Source organism: Pseudoalteromonas sp. P1-9, from assembly GCF_001399975.1.
Taxonomy (GTDB): domain Bacteria; phylum Pseudomonadota; class Gammaproteobacteria; order Enterobacterales; family Alteromonadaceae; genus Pseudoalteromonas.
In genome coordinates this window covers 1-24,275 of sequence record NZ_LKBD01000004.1, presented here as the reverse complement: position 1 = coordinate 24,275, position 24,275 = coordinate 1, and the positions used below count along the sequence as shown (strand labels likewise).

Here is a 24,275-nt window from a genome sequence, read left to right as displayed (position 1 = left end):
TTAAATCTTTTTAGCGAAAACCAAACGCGTAATTAACACAACAAACAATACCGCACTCGCAATCGCAAAGATCACTTGCATCCAACCAGGCATACTCAAGCCAAGAAATTGCCAGCTGATATTTCCGCAATCACCGGTGACTTCAAAAAACCATGGCATCCATTGATGCAGTGGTAAAAACTCAGGGAAGTTCGGCTCAAAGGCACAACCTGCAAAGGCAAATGGATCGGTATTATTTTGCATAGCGATATGTTCTGCAGCAATTAAGTAACCCCAAATTGCCGAAATAGCCCAAAATGCAAACCCGATAACACGAACAAAGACATTTTGCGGTTTAATAGCACCTGTAATACCTGCAAACAATAGTCCCAGCATTGCGGTACGTTGGTAAATACACATTACGCATGGCCCTAAATCCATAGCATATTGGAAGAAAAGTGCTGCGCCTTCAAGGATAAGCGCGATGCCTGCCAATAAAAGCCAAGGTAAGCGTTGTTCCGGCCAATGAGCAAGTTTTGAAAACATAGGCGTTACTAAAAATTCGTTAATAATGGGGCACACTATAAAAAAAACGCCACTGCTTCGCACGAATTTTCGTTGGAATTTTGTAAAACGGCGTAAATACCAAGGTTTGTGTGATTTTTAGATTGTGAAATGCGTTACAAACATTAACAGAGCTTTGGTAAAAACAGTTTACAGACTATTTTATCTTATGCATTTATTTGCTTGTGCAAACAATCGCATCTGGTACAATCAGTTTGATTAAAAAAGCATTACAAGAACGACTGGACACTTCATGAGAATTTTTAAAGCCAAAAGCCCTGCGGGATTTGCTGAGGAATACATAGTTGAATCGATTTGGAACGGCGAATTTGCGCCAGGTTCAATTTTACCAGCAGAGCGAGAGCTTTCAGAGCTTATTGGTGTGACACGTACAACTTTACGTGAAGTGCTACAGCGTTTGGCGCGCGACGGCTGGTTGACCATTCAACACGGTAAGCCAACACGTGTTAATAATTATTGGGAAACGTCGGGTCTTAATATTTTAGAGACGCTTGCTAAATTAGACTCAACGAAAGTACCCGAGCTAATTGACCAGTTGCTTTCAGCGCGTACCAATATCAGTGCTATTTATACGCGTTCAGCGATTAAAACAAATCCAGATAAAGTAATAGAAACCTTGTCCCGTGCTGATGATTTAGCCGACACTGCCGAAGCGTTTGCAGATTACGACTACCGCATGCACCACGAACTTGCATTTGCCTGTGGTAACCCAATTTACGTATTAACGCTAAATGGTTTTAAAGGCTTTTACGCGCGCATTGCCCGCCATTATTTTGCCGATGAGCGCACGCGTAAGTTAGCGCTTAAGTTTTTTGCAGAATTAAAAGCACTAGCAGAGCAAGACAAGTTTGATGAGTCTATTTTCTTAGTGCGTAAATATGGTCTAGAATCAGGCGCCTTATGGCAAGAAATTAGAGAAACTATGCCTGAAGATATTATGGAACAAGATGCGTAATTAAATTCACGCTTACCCAACGAAAGCCAGCATATTTGCTGGCTTTTTTGTTTTTATTGCTGAAGTTGCAAGGAAGTTAATACCTCTTACATACCCTAAGAAAAGCGTCGTGTAAAAATAACACCGGCCGATAACCTAGAACGCACAATTGTGTGATTTGTATCATAATCGTTTTTATCGAACGGCCTTATCGTTTTAATTGATTATCTTTAACTACATCGATTCGTTACACTTTCTGCAGTATAAAAATAAAAGCCAAGACCTCTTGGTTTTTTTTATTTTGGCATTATATTTATTGCCAGAGATGATGATAAATCATCAAAACTGGATATTTCATTATAAATAATTGGAGAAAATAATGGGCGTATTAGTAGGCCGCAAGGCACCAGACTTTACAGCTGCAGCAGTTTTAGGTAACGGCGAAATCGTAGATAGCTACAACTTACACGAAGCAATCAAAGGTAAAAAAGCAGTTGTTTTCTTTTACCCATTAGATTTTACATTCGTATGTCCTTCAGAGCTAATTGCTTTCGACAAGCGTTTTGAAGAATTCCAAAAGCGTGGCGTAGAAGTTATCGGTGTTTCTATCGATTCACAATTCTCACACAACGCATGGCGTAACACGCCAGTTAACGAAGGCGGTATTGGTCCAGTTAAATACGCACTAGTTGCTGACGTTAAACACGAAATCTGTCAAGCATACGACGTTGAGCACCCAGAAGCTGGCGTTGCTTTCCGTGGTTCTTTCCTAATCGATGAAGAAGGTAACGTACGTCACCAAGTAGTTAACGACTTACCACTAGGTCGTAACATCGACGAAATGCTTCGCATGGTTGACGCACTAGCATTCCACTCAGAGCACGGTGAAGTATGTCCTGCTGGCTGGGAAGAAGGTAAAAAAGGTATGGACGCAAGCCCAGCTGGCGTTGCTGCATTCCTTTCTGAAAACGAAGGCGACCTATAAGTCTTTTTCGTTAAAAGCTGCTTTTTAGCAGCTTTTAAAAGATATAAAAAATCCGGCAATTGCCGGATTTTTTTATGGTTTAAATTCTAATTAGAACTTGTATTTAGCACCTAGCATAAATACAAATGGGTCGATTGCAACGTCTGACGTTAATACCTTGTTGCCACCTGCAAATACTTCAGCATCTGTATCGATGTCGATGTAAGAAGCCATTGCGTGAATACCCCATTTTTCATTGATCATGTAGTTTGCACCTACTTGACCTGCTAAGCCAAATGAGTTTGATAGTTCAAGTTTAACATCATCAGTACCTAATACCGCTTTTAGGTCTGCACCCGCTTCGCTGTCAAAGAAGATAGTGTAGTTAACACCAGCACCTACGAATGCACGGAATTTGTCACCAGCGCTACCGAAGTGGTATTGTGCAAACAGTGATGGTGGTAAGTGTTTAGTTGAACCGATGCTTGCGCCGCCGATAGCTAAGTCACCAATTTTACCTTCACCAGAAATATCGTGGCTAAACGGTGTTGCTGCTACTAACTCTACTACCCAGTTATCATTAATCGCGTAGTCAAATGTAATACCTAGCTGAGTGTTGCTGTCTACTGAAACGCCCGCAGTTGGGATTTCATTTAAGTAGCTTGTACCGCTGTCAGGGTTTACGTTGATTGCACCTACGTTTACGCTTAGTTTTGCCATTGCTGGTGCTGCGATTAAACCTGAAGTTAGTAATGCTGTAGTTAGTAATTTTTTCATCGATAATCTCCCGAATCATCTTTTGTTTTGATGTGGCTATTATCGGTAGCTAGAAAAATTAAAAGCTGTTCTAGATCAAGTTTTGATAGTCAAATACGGTCTATCCACATTAGAATTTGATTTAGATTAAGTTTTTGACTGCCTAGAGTTCGTTTATGAGTATTTTATTAGTAATCCCCAACCGTAAGCTCGATAAACTCATCGAAAAATTTCACGGTATATTGCCTGACGTTAAAATTCAGGTGTGGCCAGAAGTGAGTGATGCACTCGCGGTTGAATACATTGTTGCATGGCAACCACCGAAAGGATCGTTGGCACCCTTTGTTAATTGTAAGGCGATTGCGTCGTTTGGTGCGGGCGTAGACAGTTTATTGCAATACGATGGTTTACCCAATGTGCCAATTACCCGTATTGTTGATGATAACTTAGCGAGTGATATGAGCCGTTACGTACTTACGCATATTTTAGCGTATCAACATCGAATCGAATTATACGTTAAGCAGCAACAAGAAAAACTGTGGAAGCCAAAACGCGCAAGAATGGGAAATAAAGTAACAGTTCTTGGCGCAGGGCAGTTAGGTACTGCAAGCGCAAATTTACTGCAACTAAATGGCTTTGATGTTAGTGTTTGGTCGCGCACCGCTAAATCACTAGAAGGCATTACTAGTTATGCGCAAGATGATTTAGCTCGAGCGGTGAGTGATGCCGACTATATTGTGTGCTTATTGCCCTCAACTAAACATACCCGCAATATGATTGATCATGCATTTTTATCAAAAACCAAAAAAGGCGTGGTGATTATTAATGTTGCACGAGGCGATATAATCGATGAGCAAAGCCTTTTAGCGAATCTCGATTCAGGTCAAGTAGCGCATGCAATTTTGGATGTGTTTAGTATTGAACCTTTGCCGCAAACGCATGCATTTTGGCAGCATAGCGCAATAACTATTACCCCTCATTGCTCGGCGCTTAGCAATGTTGATACAGTGACACGTCAGTTGTGTGATAACTATTTGAGATTAAAAGCGGGGCAAGCACTAATGAACACCGTAGACTGTGGCTTAGGTTATTAAACTACTGGTTGTAAAACCAGCGTTTTAATGGGTTGTTAAAATTTGTAAATTGTTTAGAATGATTCTCCAGTACAGTTTATGTACTAAAACAATAATAAAAAAACAAAATTATTGGGGGAGTTATGCACCGCGCAATGGCAAAAGGGATCAAATTAAGCTCAGTCGCTTTATTGGTTGCTTTTTTAGGAGTGAGTGCTTGGTTCACTCAGGCTGATGAAGCCGTAAACCAAAATACAGTAGTAACAAATGCAGAATAAGGCTCAATAGAGCCTTATTTTTTTGCGTGAATTTCTTTGTTTGCAAGCTTCGCTTGTTCGTTTTTACTCAACAGTACGTAAACTGCGCCATAGCCACCGTGGTGAGTTTGTGCTGTGTGAAAACCAAGTACAAACGGGAAATGCACAAGCCACGCATTTACATGGCTTTTTAATTTAGCTGGTTGTTCGCTATTTTCTTTGCCAACACCGTGTTTAATAAGCACAACACGTATGTTGCGGCGATGACAGTCCGACAACTCCTGTATTAACTTATCCTGTGCTTCTTTGATGGAGTGACCTTGAAGCTCAATTTTTCCATCGATATCATATTTGGCAAGTCGCAAATTTTTAAATACGCCAGCCTGAAGGCCTGAAGATTTGTAGCTAATGTAATCGTCGGGTTCAACGTATTCAACAGTTGCACTACTCAATGCATCATTTAACAAGCTTATTTGCTTTGAGCTTTGTTGCTTGTAGAAATTACTTAGCGCGTTCTTGGCGTTAGAGGTTGGGGTTGAAACAGCGTCTTGCTTTAGTGGCGTTACATCAGCCATTTGCTGTAAAAAAAGGTCAGAATCGGAATGTGACATGATATGGCCCCAAATGGTTAGGAAATCATGTCACTATTGTATCGTTATGCTTAATTCTGTTCTAGTTGATACTGGGTATAAACTTTAAATAGATAAAACGCATTAATCAGAATAAGCGTGATATTTGATAAATGCTGTTGTGGCGCAGTATTCATACTTTGCATAACAAAAAGTGCAACTAATGAAATTGCGGCAAATAGCTTGATAACCTTAGTATTACTAATAAAAAATGCACCAATACATAAAGCGACGATTGTTAGGTTTGTTGATAAAAAAATTAAGTTTTCCACTTTGGTGCCTCCGATAATACTAAGTGGCGCGAATTATCGGAGCATTCCGGCTTTTCTTCAAACGAGAAAATCTACAATTTTAGAATAAAAAAAACTAATCCGAAAAAAAGCTCAAGATCACAGAAATAAAACCTTCCTGCTTAACTACTTGATATTTATGACAACCTACATTTTGATTAATGTTATCGCATAAAAAGATCTTTCCTTGGTCTATTTCGCCTGCAAGAGTGAGGTCGGAATCAAAAATGGTTGCTGGTAGACCTAAAAAACCAGGCCAATAGATACTTGTACCTACTACATTAAGCTTTTGGTACGAGATTAATTGTGGTTTGGGAATAATTAAAGCGGCGAGGGCAATAAAGGCTAAACTTAACCATAAGCTTTTTTTTGGCCTAGCTTCTACCTTAGCTGCTACTTGTTTTTGTGCGGCTTGAATTTCAGCCTGCGAAGGGCTTTGAGCTGGTTGTTTTTTTGTGGCTCTTTGTTTAACTTTTTTTTTGCTGGCCGAGTCGCCCATCAGCGACTGGCGCTTAATTTTAATAGACATATGTATAATTTCGTTTGACAATAGTGTCATTAATTTGTGATCTGAATTATAAGTATATAAGTTTAACATTATAATTCATTAATAAATACGGGACGATTTATGAGTGGTGAGCACGCTATTTTAATAGTTGATGATGTAGGGACAGTGAGAAACTTTCTTCACCAGACACTGATTCACTTTGGTTTAGCAAACATAGACGAAGCATCAACTGCACAAGCGTGTTTGGAACAGATTAAAAACCATCAATACGACGTGATCTTTTTAGATATTGAATTACCAGATGGTGACGGTAAAGAATTGATCAAATCAATTAACGAGATTTCACCCGAGGCAAACGTGGTCATGGTATCGGCGCACTCAACGGTTGAAAATGTTAAAGATGCAATTGAACGTGGCGCAAAAGGGTTTGTGGTAAAACCGTTTTCACCAAAAAAGATCGCAGGTATTTTGAAGAAGCTACTGCCTGAGCTGGCAATTTAGTTGCGATACAAATTTTAGACATAAAAAAACCGGTGTTAACCGGTTTTTTTATTTGCAAAATAAAGTACTAATTAAAGTGCTTTTATTTTTGCAGCAAGACGGCTCTTGTGACGAGCTGCTTTGTTCTTGTGAATTAGACCTTTAGTTGCGTAACGGTCTAAAACTGGAACTACTTTTTCGAAAGCTGCTTGTGCGCCTTCTTTGTTACCCGCTTCGATTTCAGCAACTACTTTCTTGAAGAAAGTACGCATCATTGAACGACGGCTTGCGTTGTGCTGACGACGCTTTTCGCTCGTAATAGCACGTTTTTTTGCAGACTTGATGTTAGCCAAGGTTTGCTCCTAACAATCTTAAAATAAGCTTAATTTAAAGGCCGAGGAATATGCCAACATTAAGAGCAAAAGTCAATGACTTTTGTACTTTAGTTTAGCTTAATTGCTGTACTGGCTTGCCTCAACCGAACAAGTGGCGGGAGTATATCAAATAAGCACTTAGCAATACTAGTACTTCACACGATAATTTATCGTTATAAACTGCATACGCGTGTGTCACCCCATAAGAAGTTTGTGGCATACTGAGCAACTTAATTTTATTGTCGGTTATTAAAGCGTAGGGGGAGCAGTGGCAAAAGGCCTATTTCGTTCGGGAATGGTTGTGAGTTTAATGACCTTTATATCCCGTATTCTAGGATTGGTTCGCGACGCGGTTACGGCTCATTTACTCGGCGCAGGTGCTGCTGCTGATATTTTTTTATTTGCCAATAAAATCCCCAATTTTTTACGTCGCCTCTTTGCCGAAGGGGCGTTTGCTCAAGCGTTTGTACCCGTATTAACTGAAGTAAAAGAAAAAGACGGCGACAATGGGGTACGCGTATTTGTAGCTCAAGCAGCAGGCACACTCGGTACAGTGTTATTAATTGTCACAATTCTGGGGGTGTTAGGATCAGGTGTGGTTGCCGCGATATTTGCACCGGGTTGGTACAACGAATATGTTACTGGCGGTGCCGAAGGATTTAAGTACGAACTATTCAGTCAAATGCTTAAATTAACCTTTCCTTATTTGTTTTTTGTTAGCCTCGTGGCGTTATCTGGCGCAGTACTCAATGTCTACAATCAGTTTTCGGTTGCCGCTTTTACGCCTGTTTTATTAAATATCTCTATTATTGGTTGCGCATATTACTTTCACGATAAATTTGAGTTTGGTGCATTTGCTATGGCACTTGGCGTGTTTATTGGTGGCCTAGTACAGCTTTTATTTCAACTGCCATTTTTACGAAAAAATAATGTGCTGGTAAAACCAACATTTGCGTGGCGCGATAAAAACGTAAAGAAAGTGCGCACGTTAATGTTACCTGCAATGTTTGGTGTTTCGGTAAGCCAAATTAACTTGTTGTTAGATACTGTGATTGCGTCGTTTTTAGTTACCGGCTCAGTTGCTTGGCTTTATTATTCTGACCGTTTAATTGAATTTCCACTTGGCTTATTTGGTATTGGTATTGCGACAGTCATTTTGCCTACCTTGTCTAAGCTACATGTCAATGATGATCCTAAACAATTCCAAGCTACGGTCGACTGGGGCGTACGTTTTGTTGTTTGGCTTGGTATTCCCGCCTGTTTTGGTTTAATTGTGTTAGCGCCTCTGATTATTAATGTGTTGTTTGGTCATGGGGAATTTATGGCCAGCGGCAATCATGTTGAAAAGGTGGCAATGGGTGTTACTGCGTATGCGTTTGGCCTGTTAAGCTTTATGTTGATTAAGGTATTAGCACCCGCTTTTTACGCGAAACAAAATACCAAAACACCAGCCAAAATTGGCGTAGCCGCAATGGTATTAAATATGGTATTTAATTTAATACTAGCACCAATGTTTGGCTATTTAGGTTTAGCGCTGGCAACATCGCTTTCCGCTACCTGTAATGCAATTTTACTCTATTATTTTTTGCACAAACAGGGCGTTTATGGGGTGTCGAAAAGCACCGTGTGGTTTTTCGTTAAGTGTTTAATAGCCAGTATTTTAATGTTTTTAGCTGTTTATCAATTACAGCACTATTTCCAATGGCAGCAGCGAGGCTTTATGCAACAAGTGGCTTTGTTAAGTGGATTTATCGTGGTCGCAGTGGTTGTATATTTTTTACTGCTTGTGCTCATGGGTGTGCGATTCAGACAAATAAAAAATATTAACTGATAATCGAGTAAAAAAAGTCTATAATCGGGCGCTTAAATTTTAATTCACTTTTTTTGAGGTTTGCTAGTACGTAATGGAGTTAATCCGCGGTATACACAATATAAGGCCAAAACATAAAGGCTGTGTATTAACCATTGGTAATTTCGATGGTGTGCATTTAGGTCACCAAGCGGTTATCAAAGGGCTAATTCAAGATGCAAAACAATATCAATTACCCAGTACGGTAATGATATTTGAACCTCAGCCACAAGAGTATTTTAGAAAAAGTGATGCACCAGCACGTTTAACACGTTTACGAGACAAGCTAGCGTTATTGTCTCAATTAGGCGTGGACCGTGTTATTTGCATAAAATTTAACGAGAAATTTGCGAATCAATCTGCTGACGAGTTTGTTGAACACGTACTGGTTGAAAAACTCGGCGTAGCAGCGTTAACTGTGGGCGATGATTTTCGATTTGGTAAAGGTCGTAGTGGCAATTATCAAATGTTACAAATAAGCGGTGCAACGCATGGCTTTAATGTAAAAAGTACCGCAAGCTTGCGACAAAAAGATTGTCGCGTGAGTAGTACTGCAATTCGCTTAGCACTAAGCCAAGGTGATATTCATCTGGCAAATGAAATGTTAGGCCGAACTTACAGTGTTATTGGTAAAGTGGTACATGGCTGGAAGAAGGGGCGAGAACTAGGCTTTCCGACGGCAAATATTCCGCTTAAACGACAAGTTAGTCCGTTAAGTGGTGTGTACTGTGTACAAGTCACAGTAGCGAATAAGATTTATTACGGGGTTGCTAATATTGGCACTAAGCCAACATTTAATGGCAAGCGCACCCTTTTAGAAGCGCACCTTTTTGATTTTAATTGTGACCTTTATGGTCAGATTATCGAAGTCGCACCTGTGCATAAACTTCGAGATGAAATAAAGTTTGATAGCTTTGCCCAGTTAACAGCGCAAATTTCGCGTGATGTTGACGAAGCAAAAGCCTATTTTGATTTAATTTAGTAGCCGATACGGAAAGTAGAATTAAATGAGCGACTACAAACATACCTTAAATTTGCCGGAAACTGAGTTTCCAATGCGTGGTAACTTAGCAAAACGCGAACCACAAATGCTTAAATCTTGGTACGAAAAAGACTTATATGGTCAAATTCGCACCGCTAAGAAAGGCAAGAAATCTTTCATTTTGCACGACGGCCCTCCGTATGCAAATGGCAATATTCACCTAGGTCACTCTGTAAATAAAATTCTTAAAGACATTATTATTAAGTCTAAGACGCTTTCAGGCTTTGATGCACCGTATGTTCCAGGTTGGGACTGCCACGGTTTACCAATTGAGCTACAAGTAGAAAAGAAAGTAGGCAAGCCAGGTAAAAAAGTATCTGTTGCCGAATTCCGCGAAAAGTGCCGCGACTACGCTAAAAAGCAAGTTGAAGGCCAAAAGACCGATTTTAAACGCCTTGGTGTATTTGGTGATTGGGACAAGCCTTATTTAACAATGAACTTCGACTTTGAAGCAAACGCGATTCGCGTGTTAGGCCGCATTATCAAAAACGGTCACCTTCATAAAGGTTCTAAGCCAGTTCATTGGTGTACAGATTGTGGTTCAGCACTTGCTGAAGCGGAAGTTGAGTACCAAGACAAACAATCACCTGCAATTGACGTTAAGTTCACCTTTGCTGATCAAGCTGCTCTTATCTCTAAGTTTAACTTAGCGGATGGTCATGAAGGTGAAGGCGATATCAGCATTGTTATATGGACTACAACACCTTGGACACTGCCTGCTAACCGTGCGGTTGCAGTGCATGAAGGTCTTGAGTACAGCTTAGTTCAAATTGAAACTGAACAAGGTAAACAGCGTTTAGTATTAGCATCTGACTTAGTAAAAGATGCAATGGATCGTTATGGCGTGGATAAGTTCCATGCACTTGGTTATTGCCAAGGTTCAGACCTTGAATTATTGCAAACAAACCACCCATTCTACGATTTCACTGTTCCTGTGATTTTAGGTGAGCACGTTACGACTGATTCTGGTACGGGCGCGGTTCATACTGCACCGGGTCACGGTCAAGAAGACTTTGTTGTGGGTCAGCAATATAACTTAGAAGTAGCTAACCCAGTGGGTGCCAATGGTGTGTATCTACCTGATACAGAACTATTTGCAGGCCAACATGTATTTAAAGCAAACGCGAACGTAATTGACGTGTTAACTGAAAAAGGCGCATTAATGCATCATCATGCGCTTAATCACAGTTACCCGCATTGTTGGCGCCATAAAACGCCAATTATTTTCCGTGCAACACCGCAGTGGTTCGTAAGTATGGATCAGGCGAACTTACGTCAAGATTCATTAAACGAAATTAAGAAGACTCAGTGGCTACCAGAGTGGGGCGAAAGCCGTATTGCGAACATGGTTGAAGGCCGCCCAGATTGGTGTATTTCACGTCAGCGTACGTGGGGGGTGCCAATTGCACTATTTGTTGATAAAGATACTGGTAGCCTACACCCAAATACTGCCGAGCTTATCGAGCAAGTTGCTGTAAAGGTAAAAGAAAAGGGTATTCAAGCTTGGTATGACTTAGAAGTAACTGAGCTACTAAGTGCTGAAGATGCAGCGCAATACGTAAAAGTACAAGACACGTTAGATGTTTGGTTTGATTCAGGTGTAACACACGCATGTGTTGTTGATGCACGTGAAGAACTAACAGGCCCTGCAGATTTATATCTTGAAGGTTCTGACCAACACCGTGGTTGGTTTATGTCGTCAATGATGACATCAGTTGCGATTAATGGTCATGCACCATATAAGCAAGTGCTTACACATGGTTTTACCGTTGACCAAAATGGTCGCAAGATGTCGAAGTCACTGGGTAACGTAATTTCGCCGCAAGATATCATGAACAAAATGGGTGCAGATATCCTGCGTTTATGGGTTGCGTCTACTGATTACACAGCAGAGATGACAGTTTCGGACGAAATCTTTAAACGTTCAGCAGATCGTTACCGCCGTATCCGTAATACTGCACGTTACTTATTAGCGAACCTAAATGGTTTTAATCCAGAAACAGATATGGTTGCAGCAGATGAAATGGTTGCTCTTGATCGTTGGATTTTAGACCGTGCCGCTGTATTACAAGACGAGCTAGTTGCAGCATACGATGAATATCAAATGCTGGTAGTAACACAAAAGCTAATGAACTTCTGTACCGTTGAACTTGGTTCATTCTACTTAGATGTTATTAAAGACCGTCAGTACACTGCAAAGGCTGACAGTGTTGCACGTCGTTCATGTCAAACTGCGCTTTACCATATTGCTGAAGCAATGACGCGCTGGATGGCACCGATCATGAGCTTCACAGCGCAAGAAATCTGGCAAGTACTACCAGGTAAGCGTGATGAGTTTGTATTTACAGGCGAATGGTACCAAGGTCTGGTGAAAGCAGATTCAGCTAAGCTAGATAACGCTTTCTGGCAGCAACTTTTAGAAGTGCGCGCTGAGGTAAACAAAGTACTTGAAGCTGCACGTAAAGAAGAGAAAATCGGCGCAACATTGCAAGCAGAAGTAACCTTGTATGTGGGTTCAGAGCTTGAAGCGCAACTGAATGCGCTTGGCGATGAGTTACGCTTCGTATTGCTTACCTCAAAAGCGGTTGTTGAAAATAAAGAAAACCGTCCAGCAGATGCGGTTGCAAGCGAAATTGACGGTTTGTTTATTTCGGTCGCAGCAACATCGGCAGAAAAGTGTGAGCGTTGTTGGCATTACTGTGATGATGTAGGCACTCACGAAGAACACAAAGATATTTGTGGCCGTTGTGTAAGCAACGTAGATGGCGAAGGTGAAGTTCGTCAATTTGCATAGGGGATTTGTGTGTTAAAAGGACGTAGTGGTCTAATTTGGTTAGTGCTCAGCATCATTTTGCTGGCACTAGACCAGATTACTAAATGGATAGTGAGCACAGGAATGTCTCTCTACCAAACAATTGATATTCTGCCAGTATTTAATTTCACTTATGTGCACAACTATGGTGCTGCATTTAGCTTCTTAAGCGAAGCAGGTGGATGGCAAAGTTATTTCTTTAGCACAATTGCAGTAACGATTAGTGTGCTGTTAATTTACTGGTTAAAGAAACTACCTGCTACTAACAAGTTGCTGTGCGGTGCTTATGCTTTAGTGTTAGCTGGCGCAATTGGTAATTTGATTGATCGCTTAGTACATGGATACGTGATTGACTTCCTGCATGTGTACTATGAGCAGTATGACTTCCCAGTATTTAATATTGCTGACGTGGCGATTAGTATTGGTGCAGGATTATTGTTACTTGATGCATTTTTTGAGCAAAAAGAGAGCGATAAATGACAGATTTAAAGATTGGTGAAAACTCAGAAGTAATTTTTCACTTTTCAATCAAATTAGAAGATGGCTCAGCTGCCGATTCTACGAAAGTTCATAACAAACCTGCTAAATTAGTGATGGGTGATGGTAGCTTAACTGCAAATTTTGAAAAGTGTTTGCTAGGTTTATGCCAAGGTGATGAAAAAAGCTTTACGCTGGCGCCAGAAGATGCGTTTGGTATGCCTAACCCAGATAATATTTACTATGTTGACCGCAGTAAATTTGGTTCAGATACACCGGCTGAAGTAGGCGCAATTATCGCGTTTACACAACCTGATGGCACCGACCTTCCTGGTTTAATTCGTGAAGTAGCAGGCGATTCTGTAACGGTTGATTTTAATCATCCATTAGCGGGACAACAGGTTGAGTTTGAAGTTGAAATTTTAGAAGTGCGAAATTAATGAAAATTTTGTTAGCAAACCCTCGTGGCTTTTGCGCAGGGGTTGATAGAGCGATTAGCATTGTTGAACGTGCTTTAGACTTATTTAAGCCGCCTATTTACGTGCGTCACGAAGTTGTGCATAACAAATATGTGGTTAATCGTCTCAAAGATCGCGGTGCAATATTTGTCGAAGAATTGCACCAAGTACCTGACGATAACATTGTTATTTTTAGCGCTCACGGTGTATCGCAAGCCGTTCGCAAAGAGGCCAAACGCCGCGAGCTTAAAGTGTTTGATGCAACCTGCCCACTTGTTACTAAAGTGCATATGGAAGTAACACGTGCTAGCCGCAAAGGCACAGAATGCGTGTTAATTGGTCACCATGGTCACCCAGAAGTGGAAGGTACTATGGGGCAGTACGACAATGATGACGGTGGCATTTACTTGGTGGAAACACCAGAAGATGTGGCAACACTTTCAGTTAAAGATGCGGATAACCTGTTCTATTGTAGCCAAACAACACTGTCGGTGGATGATACTGCCGATGTGATTGATGCGCTGCGAGCAAAATTCCCAAACATTCATGGCCCGCGTAAAGACGATATTTGCTATGCAACACAAAATCGCCAAGATGCTGTGCGTGATTTAGCTGACAAGAGTGATTTAGTATTAGTGGTTGGCGCTAAAAACAGTTCTAACTCAAATCGTTTACGTGAGCTTAGTGCAAAGGTAGGAACACCAGCACACTTAATTGATGATGCAAGCGTAATGGAGCAAGCTTGGTTTGAAGGCGTGACGAGCGTTGGTGTAACCGCGGGAGCATCTGCACCAGAAGTATTAGTGCAACAAGTAGTAGACCAACTCAAAGCGTGGGGGGGCACGGAAGCAATTGAAAACCCAGGTGAAGAAGAAAATATCATCTTTGCGGTACCTGCTGAATTGAGATAACGACAAGGCTTGCTAATGATTTCGATGAATCAAATTAAAGGCGACCTATTAGCAAGCTTACTTAACGACCGCGCACTGTTAGCGGTAATTATCGTCGGCCAACTCTTGGCTGTTATCTTAACGTTCTCGCCACTTATTCACCGCGATCCTTGGCTCGCTCTCGCGCCCGTTAGCCTGTTTATTCATTTTGTTTCACTCACCAGTTTAACGTCAATTTACTTGCTTAAAAGTCAGTTGCAAAAAGCGAGTTATCAGCAGCAACTAATTGTACTTGTCCTACTTATATGTGGTTTTACACTTGCAACTAGCTACTTTGTTTATTGGTTTGATATTTTAGATGAAATTTCGCTGCTTGAATTTCTAACACGAAATTTGCTTATTGCGTTTATAATCGCAATGCTTTACGCGCAATTTAGCATTATGCATGCGGAGCGCAGCCATTCAGAGCAAGTCGCCACCAAGGCGCAGTTAAGCTCGTTACAAGCGCGGATCAGGCCGCACTTTTTGTTTAACAGTCTTAATATGGCTGCCGAATTGGTGTATCACGATGCGCAAGATGCTGAAAAAACGATTTTAGCGCTGGCGGATTTATCCCGTGCTGCAATGCATTGCGATGAAGCGATTTTACTTGAAAAAGACGTGTTATTAGCCCAACAATATATGCTGGTTGAGTCTTGGCGTTTTGGTGATAGGTTAACGGTTGATTGGCAAATTCCAGAGCACTTACCTGAACTTAAAATACCAGCGTTAACTATTCAGCCTCTTTTAGAAAATGCGATTTGCCATGGCGTTGAGCCAAGTGTGAATTCATCGCATATTTCTGTGCAATTATTAGTAAGTAACAGTTCGGTGTCGCTCATTGTCGATAATCCGTATTTGCCTGAAGCGTCTAAATCAAGGCCTAGCAATGGTATTGCGGTTGAGAATATTAAAGAGCGGCTACAAATGTATTTTGGTAAACGGGCAAAATTGACTCATTTTGTTCAAGGCGATAGTTTTCGCACTAAGTTGGTGATCCCGAGATAGCAATGAATGTACTAATTGTTGATGACGAACCGTTAGCGCGCGCGCGGATCGCACGTTTACTGCAAAAATTAAGGCCAGACTTTAACATAGTGTCGCTTGCGGAAAACGCTGAGCAGGCGTTACTGGCGTGCAATAACTTAGTGCCAGATTTAGCATTACTTGATATTGAAATGCCCGGTTTATCAGGAATAGAACTTGCTGAAAAACTAAAAGAATTTAACCCACCGCCCGCGATTATTTTTATCACCGCTTACCCTGATAAAGCGCTTCCCGCATTTGCCGTAGCACCGCAAGGGTATTTAGTTAAACCAATTGATGAAGTTGCTCTTGCAAAAGCGATAGATGGTCTGAAAATTTCACATCGCGCGCAAACTGCGTTAAAGCAACAGGCCGCTATTGAGTTTATCGAAAGTGGAATAAATAAAAGTGTGTTGGTATCTGATGTTCGACTCGTTCGTTCAGAAGACAAATACTTGCGTGTCATTACGCCAAATACAAGCGTGTTAATTGAAGGTTCGTTAAAAAAACTATTATCAGAATTTGAATCTTACTTTGTGAGAGTGCACCGCAACACAATTGTTAATCAAAGCTACCTGACCGAAATTGGCCAAGACCACAACAAGCACTGGCTTAAACTATTAGATTTCAATGAAAAAGTTGAAGTTAGTAGGCGCGAGTGGCCACATATTAAACAGCTAATTCAGCAATAACTACCGTTTATCTGAAATCTTAACCGTTAACACCCTGTTAATTGAGTTTCATTTTTCGTTCAGCGATTATTAAGCTAGAAAATTTTCAGCTTAAAGGATGAATGAAAAATGAGAGCAAACTCGTCACCTTTTTCCTCATTACCAAGGCAACGCGTAAATAAAGGCTTCACACTTATAGAAGTGCTTGTGGCTTTTATTATTTTGACCGTTGGTTTACTTGGCACCGTAGCGTTGCAAACTAACGCAAAGCAAGCCAGTTACGATGCTAACCAACGTAGTGCAGCGTTGGCGCTTGCTAATGATATTGTTGAGCGTATTCGCGCTAATGACACCGCTAATATTATCGCAAATTATAGTAAAACTTTTAGTTATCAAGATACGCCAATTGCTAAGAACTGCTTAAATACCCGTTGCACGTCAGACAATATGGCAGAATATGATTTATATCAATGGCAAAAAGCATTACGTGTTGCTGATAATACAGGCTCACTGGCTAATGGCACTGTTTGCATTACACCAACAGCCGACGACAACGGAGTTTCTCTTCGTGTAGTTGTTGCTTGGCAAGGAAGGCAAAAGCTTAGTGAAACAACAAATAAAGATATTCAGTGTGGAGATGTAGCTAATCGCAGAACCGTTGTGCTTGATAGTTATGTTTTTATGAGGGCCGCATAAATGAAAATGTTAATCAGTGCTAAACAGTATGGCTTTACTATGCTAGAGCTAATGATCTCACTGTTTGTGGGAGCATTTATTTTGGCAGGCGTTATGTTCACTTACTTAGGTATGAAAGTAACAACATCAGACACCATGGATATTGGCGAGTTACAAGAGTCAGGTCGGTTAGCAATGGATATGTTAAAACGAGATATTGAGTTGGCTGGCTTTTGGGGGAATTTTATAGGCAACGCGCCAAGTGACCTTGTACTTGCAGCGGCAAGTCCCTCAGCCCCCACTACAGATTGTTTTGAAGGTAATAATAACGGCACTTTCCCAGAAGTTGGAGCAGTTGAAGCTTTCAATGTTATGTATGCAAAAGAAGCCGAAGCAGGAACAGAACTAAACTGTGTAAAAAGCCCATTGACCGGCAGCGATATTCTGCAATTAAAGCATGTATTAGGTCAGGAAATTACCACTGCTACGGCAACATCAAATACCTATTTTATAGCAAACCCTCAAACTGCACGCTTTTTAAGAGGTACTGGAGCGATAATCGACCCAGGTGGCAATAATAAGCTGTGGGAATATTCGCATAACGTGTATTTTGTTCAAGATCAAACATATACCTTGAATGGCAAAAATGTGGTTGTACCCACACTTAAAAGAATGCGTTTAGCTAATGGTGAGATGGTGTCAGAAACCGTAATGGAAGGGGTAGAAAACATTCGTTTACTATTTGGCTTAGATACAAATGATGATGATCGCGTTGATACTTATAAAACAACTAAGCAAATGTCGTCTTCTGATTGGGATCAACAAAGCGCAGTTGTTACAAGTGTTCAGGTCTTCTTACTGGTTAGAACCTTAGAAGAAGATAGAAATAACCCGCCCAAAAATCAAACATTTATTTTGGGGGGAGAAGGAGAGCATCAACGTACTATTACACGTAATGATGGTTTTCGCCGTAAGCTTTTAACTTCAACAATTCGTCTTGTTAATGTAGGGAGTGACCAATGGGTAATTTAAACAAGCAGCAAGGCGTAGTATTAGTAGCAGCAATGCTGATGATATTAATGGTGTCAGGCATAGCTGTTAGCGTAATGAGTGGCAGTGCTTTGGATAGTAAAATGGTCAACGCTACGCAAGAATCATATCGCACGGAGTCTTCAGCCCGGGGCGATACTGAAAAAGTAATAAAAACTGAGCTTGCTAAAGGCGGTAATAGCAAGTTTTTAGAAATTAAAAAGAAAGATAACTCTAACAGTGAAGCTACGTTACTAAGCAGTGGCAGCAAAGTAGTTATGACTTATGAGAATCAAAATATCAATATACCGTTATTAGATTGTCCGCCAAACTTTGCACCAACGCCAGACATGAAATGTAATTATTTAAAACTGACTACATCACAGTCTTATGGTAAAGGCAATAAGCATGTTATGACAATTAACACGGGCATAGCCCAAGAAATGGGGGGATCTTAAAATGAGAATATCTGCTTTATCAAAAGTAACAGTAATAGCAAGTATGTTGCTTGCTATGTTAACGCTAAGCTCAAAGGTCTTCGCAGAAGACATTGATATATACCTTAATGCCCTTTTAAAAGAAAAAGAAACAGCGCGGGTAATGCTGATGTTTGATACCTCTGGTAGTATGCTGTTTTCTTCTCAGTCTGGAACAAGATGTGCGAGAAAAGTATTAGACTATTATACAGAGGAAGAAACAGACGTATGTGCTAGGTACGACACCAAAGAAGAGTGGTATTGCAAACGTTGGGGTAGGAGGCGTTGTGCTGAATGGGCAACAAAGACAGTTGAATATTGTGCTGAGTACGAAGTAGAAACAAAACCTGTATATAAATGGCAAAAAAAGGTTGAATGTAGTGTAAACCCTGGCGACGACGGAAAGTGCTATGAAGAAACAGTACTTTACAATGAAGATTACCAAGAAGTAGCACAATGTGCAGACAGTCGTCTGAAAGTGGCGAAAGCGGCTGTTACAGATGTAATTAATACTGCCGCTGATGTTGATTTTGGGGTTGGTGTTTTTAGAGATACAACAAGCCATATTGTAGCAGGTATCGGAAGTAAATCTAAGGCTGAGTTAAAAACTATCATTAATGGCCTCAATGGCGCCAATGGTACGCCAATCACCGATTCTGCTTTTCAAGTTTACCGTTATTTTAGTGGTAAAAACGTGTTCGAGAAAGACAAATTGAGTTGGAATCGAGACACATCAATTGAAAATGGAAGTGCGTATATATCGCCTTTTGCGAACCTAACAGGCCCTGGCGGCAGTTACCAACCACGTTGTGATAATAATGCCTACTTTATTATGATGACTGATGGTGACCCCAGTGACAATAGTGGTTATCACAGTGCGGCTGGGTCAATCGAAACGTTGTTGCCAGATGCTAAATATACAGACGCAACATACAAAGATGACAATGATAAAGAACATACATTAAGCACTAAATTCCAACATTTTCCACGCTTAGCGGAGTATATGGCTAAGAATGACGTATATTCAAAAGATACCAAAGTTAACAATGTATACACCTACACCATAGGTTTTGGTAACGGGATGAGTGATGAAGGTGAGGGCATGTTAGAAGCGGCGGCAGAAAAAGGAAAAGGAAAGTATTATGATACCACCGATCCAACTAAATTGAATGAAAACCTTAAAGCGACATTGAACCAAATTCTTGAACTATCGGGTAACTTTACGTCACCATCGGTTGCGGCAAGCCAGAGTGATAATACGCGTACTAAGGAGTTTGTTTACTATTCGTTGTTTTCACCTATAGGATCAACTCGCTGGAATGGTAATATCAAAAAATTGAAAATCAGTGAGCATAGTGTAGTTGACCAAACTGATTCACCAGCAATTAATGACAAGGGTGAAATTGACAAACATGCGAAAACATTTTGGCTTGACTATAACCCGAGCGAAGGGGACGCCCCAGATGTTGATGGTGGTAATGTGGCGTTGGGTGGGTTAAATGCTCAAATTACATCACCAGCAGAACGCAAAATTTTCACAGACGTAGGTAATGGCGATTTTAATAGCGAGAATACGAATGTTTTATCAAAAATTAAATTAGCGCTAAACGATTATTACGGCGGAGAGGCAAGTGAGCAACAAGCAAAAGATTTGATTAATTGGATGCGCGGTATTGAGAGTGGTAGTGGTGACGACATTGTATTACGTCAGCATATTATGGGTGATGCACTCCACTCAAAACCTGCGGCCATCACATACGAGGGAAGTGAAGAAGATAAAACCCACTTATTATTTGGTACAAACGCTGGCTTTGTTCACTTCTTTGAAGATACAAGTGCTACAAAAGCGACTGAAGTTTGGTCATTTATACCCTCTGAGTTATTTAGCATTCAACCTGCATTAATGGATAATGCGGCAGGTAAGTTGTATGGTATGGATTTGACTCCAACGATCCACCATGATGACAGTAACGGTGATGGCAAAGTAAACTCAGGAGAGACAGCTTGGGCCTTTTTTGGTATGCGCCGAGGCGGGAGTACTTATTATGCGCTCGATATCTCTGACCGTGCAAACCCTAAGTTATTATGGAGTAAAGGGAATGCAGATTACCCAAGTTTAGGGCAAACATGGTCTCAGCCAAAAGTTATTTATGTTAATCACCCTTCATATGCTGACAAGCCTTTGCTAGTGTTTGGTGCGGGTTATGATAAAAAGCAATTTGAAGAAGGTGGCGCTAATACTGTTGGTGCAGGTGTTTATTTGGTGGATGCTGAAACCGGCGACAAAGTATGGAGTACGGATGATATTTCATTTGCAGGAAAGGATAGTATTGTAGGCAGAATCGCCACGCTAGATTCGGATTATGATGGTTATACCGATAGGCTTTATGCAGCAGATGTAGCCGGAAAAATCTGGCGAATTGACCTAGCGGGTACTAATACGACTGATTGGTCGGCATTTGAGTTTGCAAGTCTTTCTGCTAATTTATTTTATCAACCAGAAGTTGCGAGGACTTACTACAGCAAAGTAACATCGTACTCTGTGGATGGTGATGTTGTTAATTCAACGCGTATGACAGTACCATTTGAAGCGATTGTGGTCGGCAGCGGTAATCGCACAACGCCGATGGATACATCAAATACTGATCAGTTATTTATGATACGTGATACAAATGTGATTACAAAGTCATACAAAACAAATGCTCCTAGCGCAATAAAAGCGATTGATTTGATGGATATCGATCCGAATACATTTGGTAGCTTGGTTAAAAGTCCTGACAAATTTATTGAAAAAGAGTCGCAACTTGCGAGTTACAGCGGTTGGAAATATTCGTTAACTGGCGTTGGTGAAAAAGCGCTAGCAAAACCGGCCATTATTGGTGGTGTTGCTTATTTCCCAACGTTTATGGCAAGTACAACAGATAGTTCTTCATGTTCTTTGACTGGTGGTGAAGGGCGTTTGTACGCGTTTCACTTGCATTATGGCGTTAATATTTATGAGAATGCATATACCGTAACCGGTGATAGTATACCACCTACACCTGAGTTAGTTTACTCTGAAGACAGTGATGCTAAATCTCAATTTTTATTAATCGGTATTGGCGCCGGTGAAAATAATTCGGGTATTATTAAAGCGAAATCGATTAACGATAGTGCAGTGCCAGAGTTAGTATGTGACGAAAATAATAATTGTGAAATTAAACTCACGGGCGGCTTTGTTGGGTTTAAAACACACCGCAGTTATTTGTACAAAGAAATAACGAATAAGGTTAATTAGGTATGAAGAAGATAGCTGGTTTTACGCTGATCGAATTAATGGTAGTGGTTGCCATAATTGGAATATTAACTGCAATAGCATACCCTTCATATGTTGATTATTTGTATAAGGGCTCTCGTGCTGAGGCAATGTCGTCATTACTCGATATAGCTAATCGACAAGAACAGTTTTATGCGGATAATCACAAATACACAGCCTCGCTGAGTGATTTAGGGGTAATCAGTACAAGTGACTCTGGACTCTTTACTTTAACACTAACGTCTGATGGTAGCTCATTTTCTGTAACGGCTTCGCCGTTAGATTATCCGGCGACTAAAGACCCAGAATGTTCAGGTTTTAAAATTAACGAACTAGGACAAAAGACCGCAACAGGCTCAGGTGGAAATAATACTTGCTGGAATAGGTAAGCAAGTTAATAAAGTTTATCAAAAAAGCGCCTTATAGGCGCTTTTTTTGCTTTTCTAGTACATAGCATGTATTCGATGGCTTCAACCAGCAAGCATTAGCCATTGAAGCTGATATTAGTTTTACGGCTGAGAGAGTGATTAGGATGCTAAAGCACATTATTGCTTGGCGCGATAAACCGAAGAAAATTAGAGTAGATAATGGTCCAGAATTTACCTCAATAGCGCTTGAAACTTGGGCTATGGAAAACAACATCAGCCGGATTTTATAAAACAAGGAGGTCCTTATAAAAATGGCTTTGTAGAAAGGTTTAATCGACGTTATCGCGAAGGAGAGGTAGACTTATACTTGTTTGAGTCTGTGCAAGAAGTATGAGAAATCATAGATGAGAGGTTAGATATATAATTATGAACACCCTCATGATTCACTTGGCGCTATGACATCAATTAGTTATCTTGAAACTGCATAAAACTCTGTGAAAGATCTGTACTAAATTGGGTGGAGTTACATAGCAATACTAGTCGACTGAGTTAACCTTAAATTTTACAAGGTAGGTGTTTTACATTTATCAGAATCTTTAATGCGTACCCTTCCGACTTGGCTTACAGTAATTCGATTTCCTGTAAGACCTGGAAAAGATTTATTGCAATAAATAAAGCTGCCAGATTGCATAAAGTTAATTGTACCATCGGGTCTATATGTGATTGCTGTGCGAGGATAGCTTAGTTCATCACTTGGGTGAGTTTTATCAATGAATCTTATTATGAACTCACCTTCATCTAAAGATAAATTGCTATTGTGATCTTCGAATATATAGATGTCGCTTTGCCATTCTTCGCTGCAACTGCCATATACTAATGGACATACTGTAATGTTGGTTGAATGGGTGACGGCGTAACCTCTAGCCAAGTGTAATGACTTTAAAATGGTCATCATTGAATTATCGAGTCGATTTTGAGCGAGAAACCGAGAAAGGTTTGGAATTGTGATGCTAGATAAAATACCAACAAGCACGAGCGAAACCAGTGCTTCAATGAGAGAATATCCTAAATTATAGCGCTTCATCCTTGAAGCCTCACAAAAATAAAATTCTTATCTCAATATTAGTTTATTTAAACAGTTCCGCAAGTAAGAACATTGCTTCCAAGTTTCCACGTGTTACCAGAAACGCTGACTTGAAGTGCTGAGGTATTGTCATTTTTACCGTTAGGACATATTACAAATTGATGCTCTTGGTTGACACGTCCTTGCCCATCAATGGTAATAGCTGTTGAACCTTTGTCTTGGCTAACTTTGTCATTACTACTTGGTAAAGACATCACTCTTATAAGTTGATCGTCAGTGTTATTTAAGTTTAAATCCTGGCCACTATCGACAAATGCAACGATAGGATCATTTTTCCAATCTGAGGTACATGAGCCTCCTGTGTCAGGATCGGCGATGGGACAGACTACAACAAATTCATCTGTAGAAGTTGCTTTTGCACGCGCGTATTTTATTGTTCTGGTGAATTCATCGATAAAAGTGCTAGCTCTATCTGATTCTAACATAGGGCCTAAATTTGGCAGCGCAATTGCAGTTACAATACCTAAGATAGCTAACGTAATCATTAACTCAAGTAATGTGATACCTTGTTGTACATATTTCATATTTTGTACCTCCTTTAGTAATTATACGCTTTTGAAAAATCCAGACTAGTAGATTGTATAATTCTTTTAGAACAGTTATTTATATTGATGAAAATAATTACCAATATGTCTATAAGTAAATACCTTGAATTGATTAGTTAACGCGATAGAATGGTGGCATTAAGCATATTGGAAACATATCTATGAAAAAAATAGAAGCAATTATCAAACCATTTAAACTCGATGACGTTCGTGAAGCGCTGTCAGAAATCGGCATCACAGGTATGACGGTATGCGAAGTGAAAGGTTTTGGTAGGCAAAAAGGGCATACCGAACTGTATCGCGGTGCCGAGTACATGGTGGACTTTTTACCGAAAGTAAAATTAGATATTGTACTTGCCGATGAAGATGTAGACCGTGCGGTTGATGTTATTGTAGAAACGGCGCAGACAGGCAAGATTGGTGATGGTAAGATATTCGTTTCTGAGATTGAGCGCGTGGTACGTATTCGTACACAAGAAGAAGACGAAGCTGCTATTTAGCTTACTTTTCAATGTTTTAAACATAAAAAAAGGGGCTGAACTAGCCCCTTTTTCATGTGCTTGACCAGTCCTAAATACGGTTGACACTTTTCCAACTTAAATTTGGAGAATGTTATGAAACCTATATCCAAGAGAACTCAAAAAGATTAT

General features: G+C 40.4%; 28 protein-coding genes and 1 pseudogene. 21 read left to right on the top strand and 8 right to left on the bottom strand.

Annotation, left to right across the window (positions count from 1 at the left end; all coding sequences use genetic code 11):
- The gene (dsbB, locus tag AN214_RS03830; protein WP_054978655.1) at positions 1–525 is read right to left on the bottom strand and encodes a disulfide bond formation protein DsbB; all 525 of its coding nucleotides are present in this window, start codon (positions 523–525) and stop codon (positions 1–3) included.
- Between the two features lie 271 nt (positions 526–796).
- On the opposite strand from dsbB, the gene fadR reads away from it, so the two are divergent.
- Together fadR and AN214_RS03820 are read left to right on the top strand one after the other, a co-directional pair.
- Positions 797–1,519, top strand: a complete 723-nt coding sequence (fadR, locus tag AN214_RS03825; RefSeq protein ID WP_010560665.1) for a fatty acid metabolism transcriptional regulator FadR — start codon at positions 797–799, stop codon at positions 1,517–1,519.
- Positions 1,520–1,877: 358 nt separating this feature from the next.
- Positions 1,878–2,483, top strand: coding sequence for a peroxiredoxin C (locus AN214_RS03820; RefSeq protein WP_010560664.1), 606 nt, complete (start codon positions 1,878–1,880; stop codon positions 2,481–2,483).
- A gap of 90 nt (positions 2,484–2,573) precedes the next feature.
- On the opposite strand, the gene AN214_RS03815 is transcribed toward AN214_RS03820, so the two are convergent.
- Positions 2,574–3,239 (bottom strand): OmpW family protein, encoded by a 666-nt coding sequence (locus AN214_RS03815; RefSeq protein WP_010560663.1) that lies wholly within the window; start codon positions 3,237–3,239, stop codon positions 2,574–2,576.
- Between the two features lie 155 nt (positions 3,240–3,394).
- Here AN214_RS03815 and AN214_RS03810 point away from each other — a divergent pair, with 155 nt between their 5' ends.
- Positions 3,395–4,312, top strand: a complete 918-nt coding sequence (locus AN214_RS03810) for a glyoxylate/hydroxypyruvate reductase A (RefSeq protein ID WP_054978489.1) — start codon at positions 3,395–3,397, stop codon at positions 4,310–4,312.
- 122 nt (positions 4,313–4,434) lie between these two features.
- Positions 4,435–4,569, top strand: coding sequence for a hypothetical protein (locus tag AN214_RS23175; RefSeq protein WP_267890920.1), 135 nt, complete (start codon positions 4,435–4,437; stop codon positions 4,567–4,569).
- A 14-nt stretch (positions 4,570–4,583) separates the two neighbouring features.
- Here the strand turns inward: AN214_RS23175 and smrA are convergent, their stop codons facing one another.
- From smrA to AN214_RS03795, 3 genes are all read right to left on the bottom strand, one after another.
- Positions 4,584–5,159 carry a DNA endonuclease SmrA gene (gene smrA, locus AN214_RS03805; protein ID WP_054978488.1) on the bottom strand — a complete coding sequence of 192 codons (576 nt, stop codon included), beginning with the start codon at positions 5,157–5,159 and terminating at the stop codon, positions 4,584–4,586.
- Between the two features lie 50 nt (positions 5,160–5,209).
- Complete coding sequence (locus AN214_RS03800; protein WP_054978487.1) at positions 5,210–5,449, bottom strand: hypothetical protein; 240 nt, start codon at positions 5,447–5,449, stop codon at positions 5,210–5,212.
- A gap of 94 nt (positions 5,450–5,543) precedes the next feature.
- Positions 5,544–5,996 (bottom strand): hypothetical protein, encoded by a 453-nt coding sequence (locus tag AN214_RS03795; RefSeq protein ID WP_054978486.1) that lies wholly within the window; start codon positions 5,994–5,996, stop codon positions 5,544–5,546.
- A 99-nt stretch (positions 5,997–6,095) separates the two neighbouring features.
- Between AN214_RS03795 and AN214_RS03790 the strand changes: the two genes are divergently transcribed.
- Entirely contained in the window at positions 6,096–6,476 is a 381-nt protein-coding gene (locus AN214_RS03790; protein WP_010560658.1) for a response regulator, read from the top strand.
- A 71-nt stretch (positions 6,477–6,547) separates the two neighbouring features.
- Here the strand turns inward: AN214_RS03790 and rpsT are convergent, their stop codons facing one another.
- On the bottom strand, positions 6,548–6,808 hold the full coding sequence (gene rpsT / locus AN214_RS03785) for a 30S ribosomal protein S20 (protein WP_010560657.1): 261 nt from the start codon (positions 6,806–6,808) through the stop codon (positions 6,548–6,550).
- A 289-nt stretch (positions 6,809–7,097) separates the two neighbouring features.
- Between rpsT and murJ the strand changes: the two genes are divergently transcribed.
- The 15 genes and pseudogenes from murJ to AN214_RS23300 all read left to right on the top strand — a co-directional run bounded on the left by murJ (position 7,098) and on the right by AN214_RS23300 (position 22,330).
- Positions 7,098–8,660: a murein biosynthesis integral membrane protein MurJ gene (gene murJ, locus AN214_RS03780; protein WP_082428482.1), complete on the top strand. Its 1,563-nt coding sequence runs from the start codon at positions 7,098–7,100 to the stop codon at positions 8,658–8,660.
- A 73-nt stretch (positions 8,661–8,733) separates the two neighbouring features.
- The gene (gene ribF / locus AN214_RS03775) at positions 8,734–9,660 is read left to right on the top strand and encodes a bifunctional riboflavin kinase/FAD synthetase (RefSeq protein ID WP_054978485.1); all 927 of its coding nucleotides are present in this window, start codon (positions 8,734–8,736) and stop codon (positions 9,658–9,660) included.
- Positions 9,661–9,685: 25 nt separating this feature from the next.
- Positions 9,686–12,514 (top strand): isoleucine--tRNA ligase, encoded by a 2,829-nt coding sequence (gene ileS / locus AN214_RS03770; protein WP_054978484.1) that lies wholly within the window; start codon positions 9,686–9,688, stop codon positions 12,512–12,514.
- A gap of 9 nt (positions 12,515–12,523) precedes the next feature.
- Positions 12,524–13,012, top strand: coding sequence for a signal peptidase II (lspA, locus tag AN214_RS03765; RefSeq protein ID WP_082428481.1), 489 nt, complete (start codon positions 12,524–12,526; stop codon positions 13,010–13,012).
- Positions 13,009–13,449: an FKBP-type peptidyl-prolyl cis-trans isomerase gene (gene fkpB / locus AN214_RS03760; RefSeq protein WP_054978482.1), complete on the top strand. Its 441-nt coding sequence runs from the start codon at positions 13,009–13,011 to the stop codon at positions 13,447–13,449. The genes lspA and fkpB overlap by 4 nt, the downstream gene beginning before the upstream one ends.
- Complete coding sequence (gene ispH / locus AN214_RS03755; RefSeq protein WP_054978481.1) at positions 13,449–14,378, top strand: 4-hydroxy-3-methylbut-2-enyl diphosphate reductase; 930 nt, start codon at positions 13,449–13,451, stop codon at positions 14,376–14,378. Before fkpB ends, ispH begins: the two co-directional genes overlap by 1 nt.
- 15 nt (positions 14,379–14,393) lie before the next feature.
- Positions 14,394–15,404, top strand: coding sequence for a sensor histidine kinase (locus AN214_RS22940; protein WP_235576706.1), 1,011 nt, complete (start codon positions 14,394–14,396; stop codon positions 15,402–15,404).
- Between the two features lie 2 nt (positions 15,405–15,406).
- Positions 15,407–16,114 (top strand): LytTR family DNA-binding domain-containing protein, encoded by a 708-nt coding sequence (locus AN214_RS03745; protein WP_054978480.1) that lies wholly within the window; start codon positions 15,407–15,409, stop codon positions 16,112–16,114.
- 108 nt (positions 16,115–16,222) lie between these two features.
- The gene (gene pilV, locus AN214_RS03740; protein WP_054978479.1) at positions 16,223–16,789 is read left to right on the top strand and encodes a type IV pilus modification protein PilV; all 567 of its coding nucleotides are present in this window, start codon (positions 16,223–16,225) and stop codon (positions 16,787–16,789) included.
- Positions 16,790–17,800, top strand: coding sequence for a PilW family protein (locus AN214_RS03735; protein WP_235576705.1), 1,011 nt, complete (start codon positions 16,790–16,792; stop codon positions 17,798–17,800). It begins immediately after the preceding gene.
- A complete protein-coding gene (locus AN214_RS03730; RefSeq protein ID WP_054978478.1) occupies positions 17,788–18,255 on the top strand; it encodes a hypothetical protein in 468 nt (155 codons plus the stop codon). The genes AN214_RS03735 and AN214_RS03730 overlap by 13 nt, the downstream gene beginning before the upstream one ends.
- A 1-nt stretch (position 18,256) precedes the next feature.
- Positions 18,257–21,550 carry a pilus assembly protein gene (locus AN214_RS03725; protein WP_054978477.1) on the top strand — a complete coding sequence of 1,098 codons (3,294 nt, stop codon included), beginning with the start codon at positions 18,257–18,259 and terminating at the stop codon, positions 21,548–21,550.
- Between the two features lie 2 nt (positions 21,551–21,552).
- Complete coding sequence (locus tag AN214_RS03720) at positions 21,553–21,957, top strand: type IV pilin protein (protein WP_054978476.1); 405 nt, start codon at positions 21,553–21,555, stop codon at positions 21,955–21,957.
- Positions 21,958–22,037: 80 nt separating this feature from the next.
- Positions 22,038–22,226 (top strand): annotated as a pseudogene (locus tag AN214_RS23305) (DDE-type integrase/transposase/recombinase); the annotation flags it as partial.
- On the top strand, positions 22,190–22,330 hold the full coding sequence (locus tag AN214_RS23300) for an integrase core domain-containing protein (protein WP_082428479.1): 141 nt from the start codon (positions 22,190–22,192) through the stop codon (positions 22,328–22,330). The pseudogene AN214_RS23305 and the gene AN214_RS23300, both read left to right, overlap by 37 nt.
- A gap of 168 nt (positions 22,331–22,498) precedes the next feature.
- On the opposite strand, the gene AN214_RS03715 is transcribed toward AN214_RS23300, so the two are convergent.
- Positions 22,499–23,020, bottom strand: a complete 522-nt coding sequence (locus AN214_RS03715; RefSeq protein ID WP_054978475.1) for a GspH/FimT family pseudopilin — start codon at positions 23,018–23,020, stop codon at positions 22,499–22,501.
- Between the two features lie 47 nt (positions 23,021–23,067).
- Positions 23,068–23,604, bottom strand: coding sequence for a GspH/FimT family pseudopilin (locus tag AN214_RS03710; protein ID WP_054978474.1), 537 nt, complete (start codon positions 23,602–23,604; stop codon positions 23,068–23,070).
- 182 nt (positions 23,605–23,786) lie between these two features.
- Between AN214_RS03710 and AN214_RS03705 the strand changes: the two genes are divergently transcribed.
- Positions 23,787–24,125, top strand: coding sequence for a P-II family nitrogen regulator (locus AN214_RS03705; RefSeq protein WP_054978473.1), 339 nt, complete (start codon positions 23,787–23,789; stop codon positions 24,123–24,125).
- The last annotated feature ends 150 nt before the right edge of the window (positions 24,126–24,275 follow it).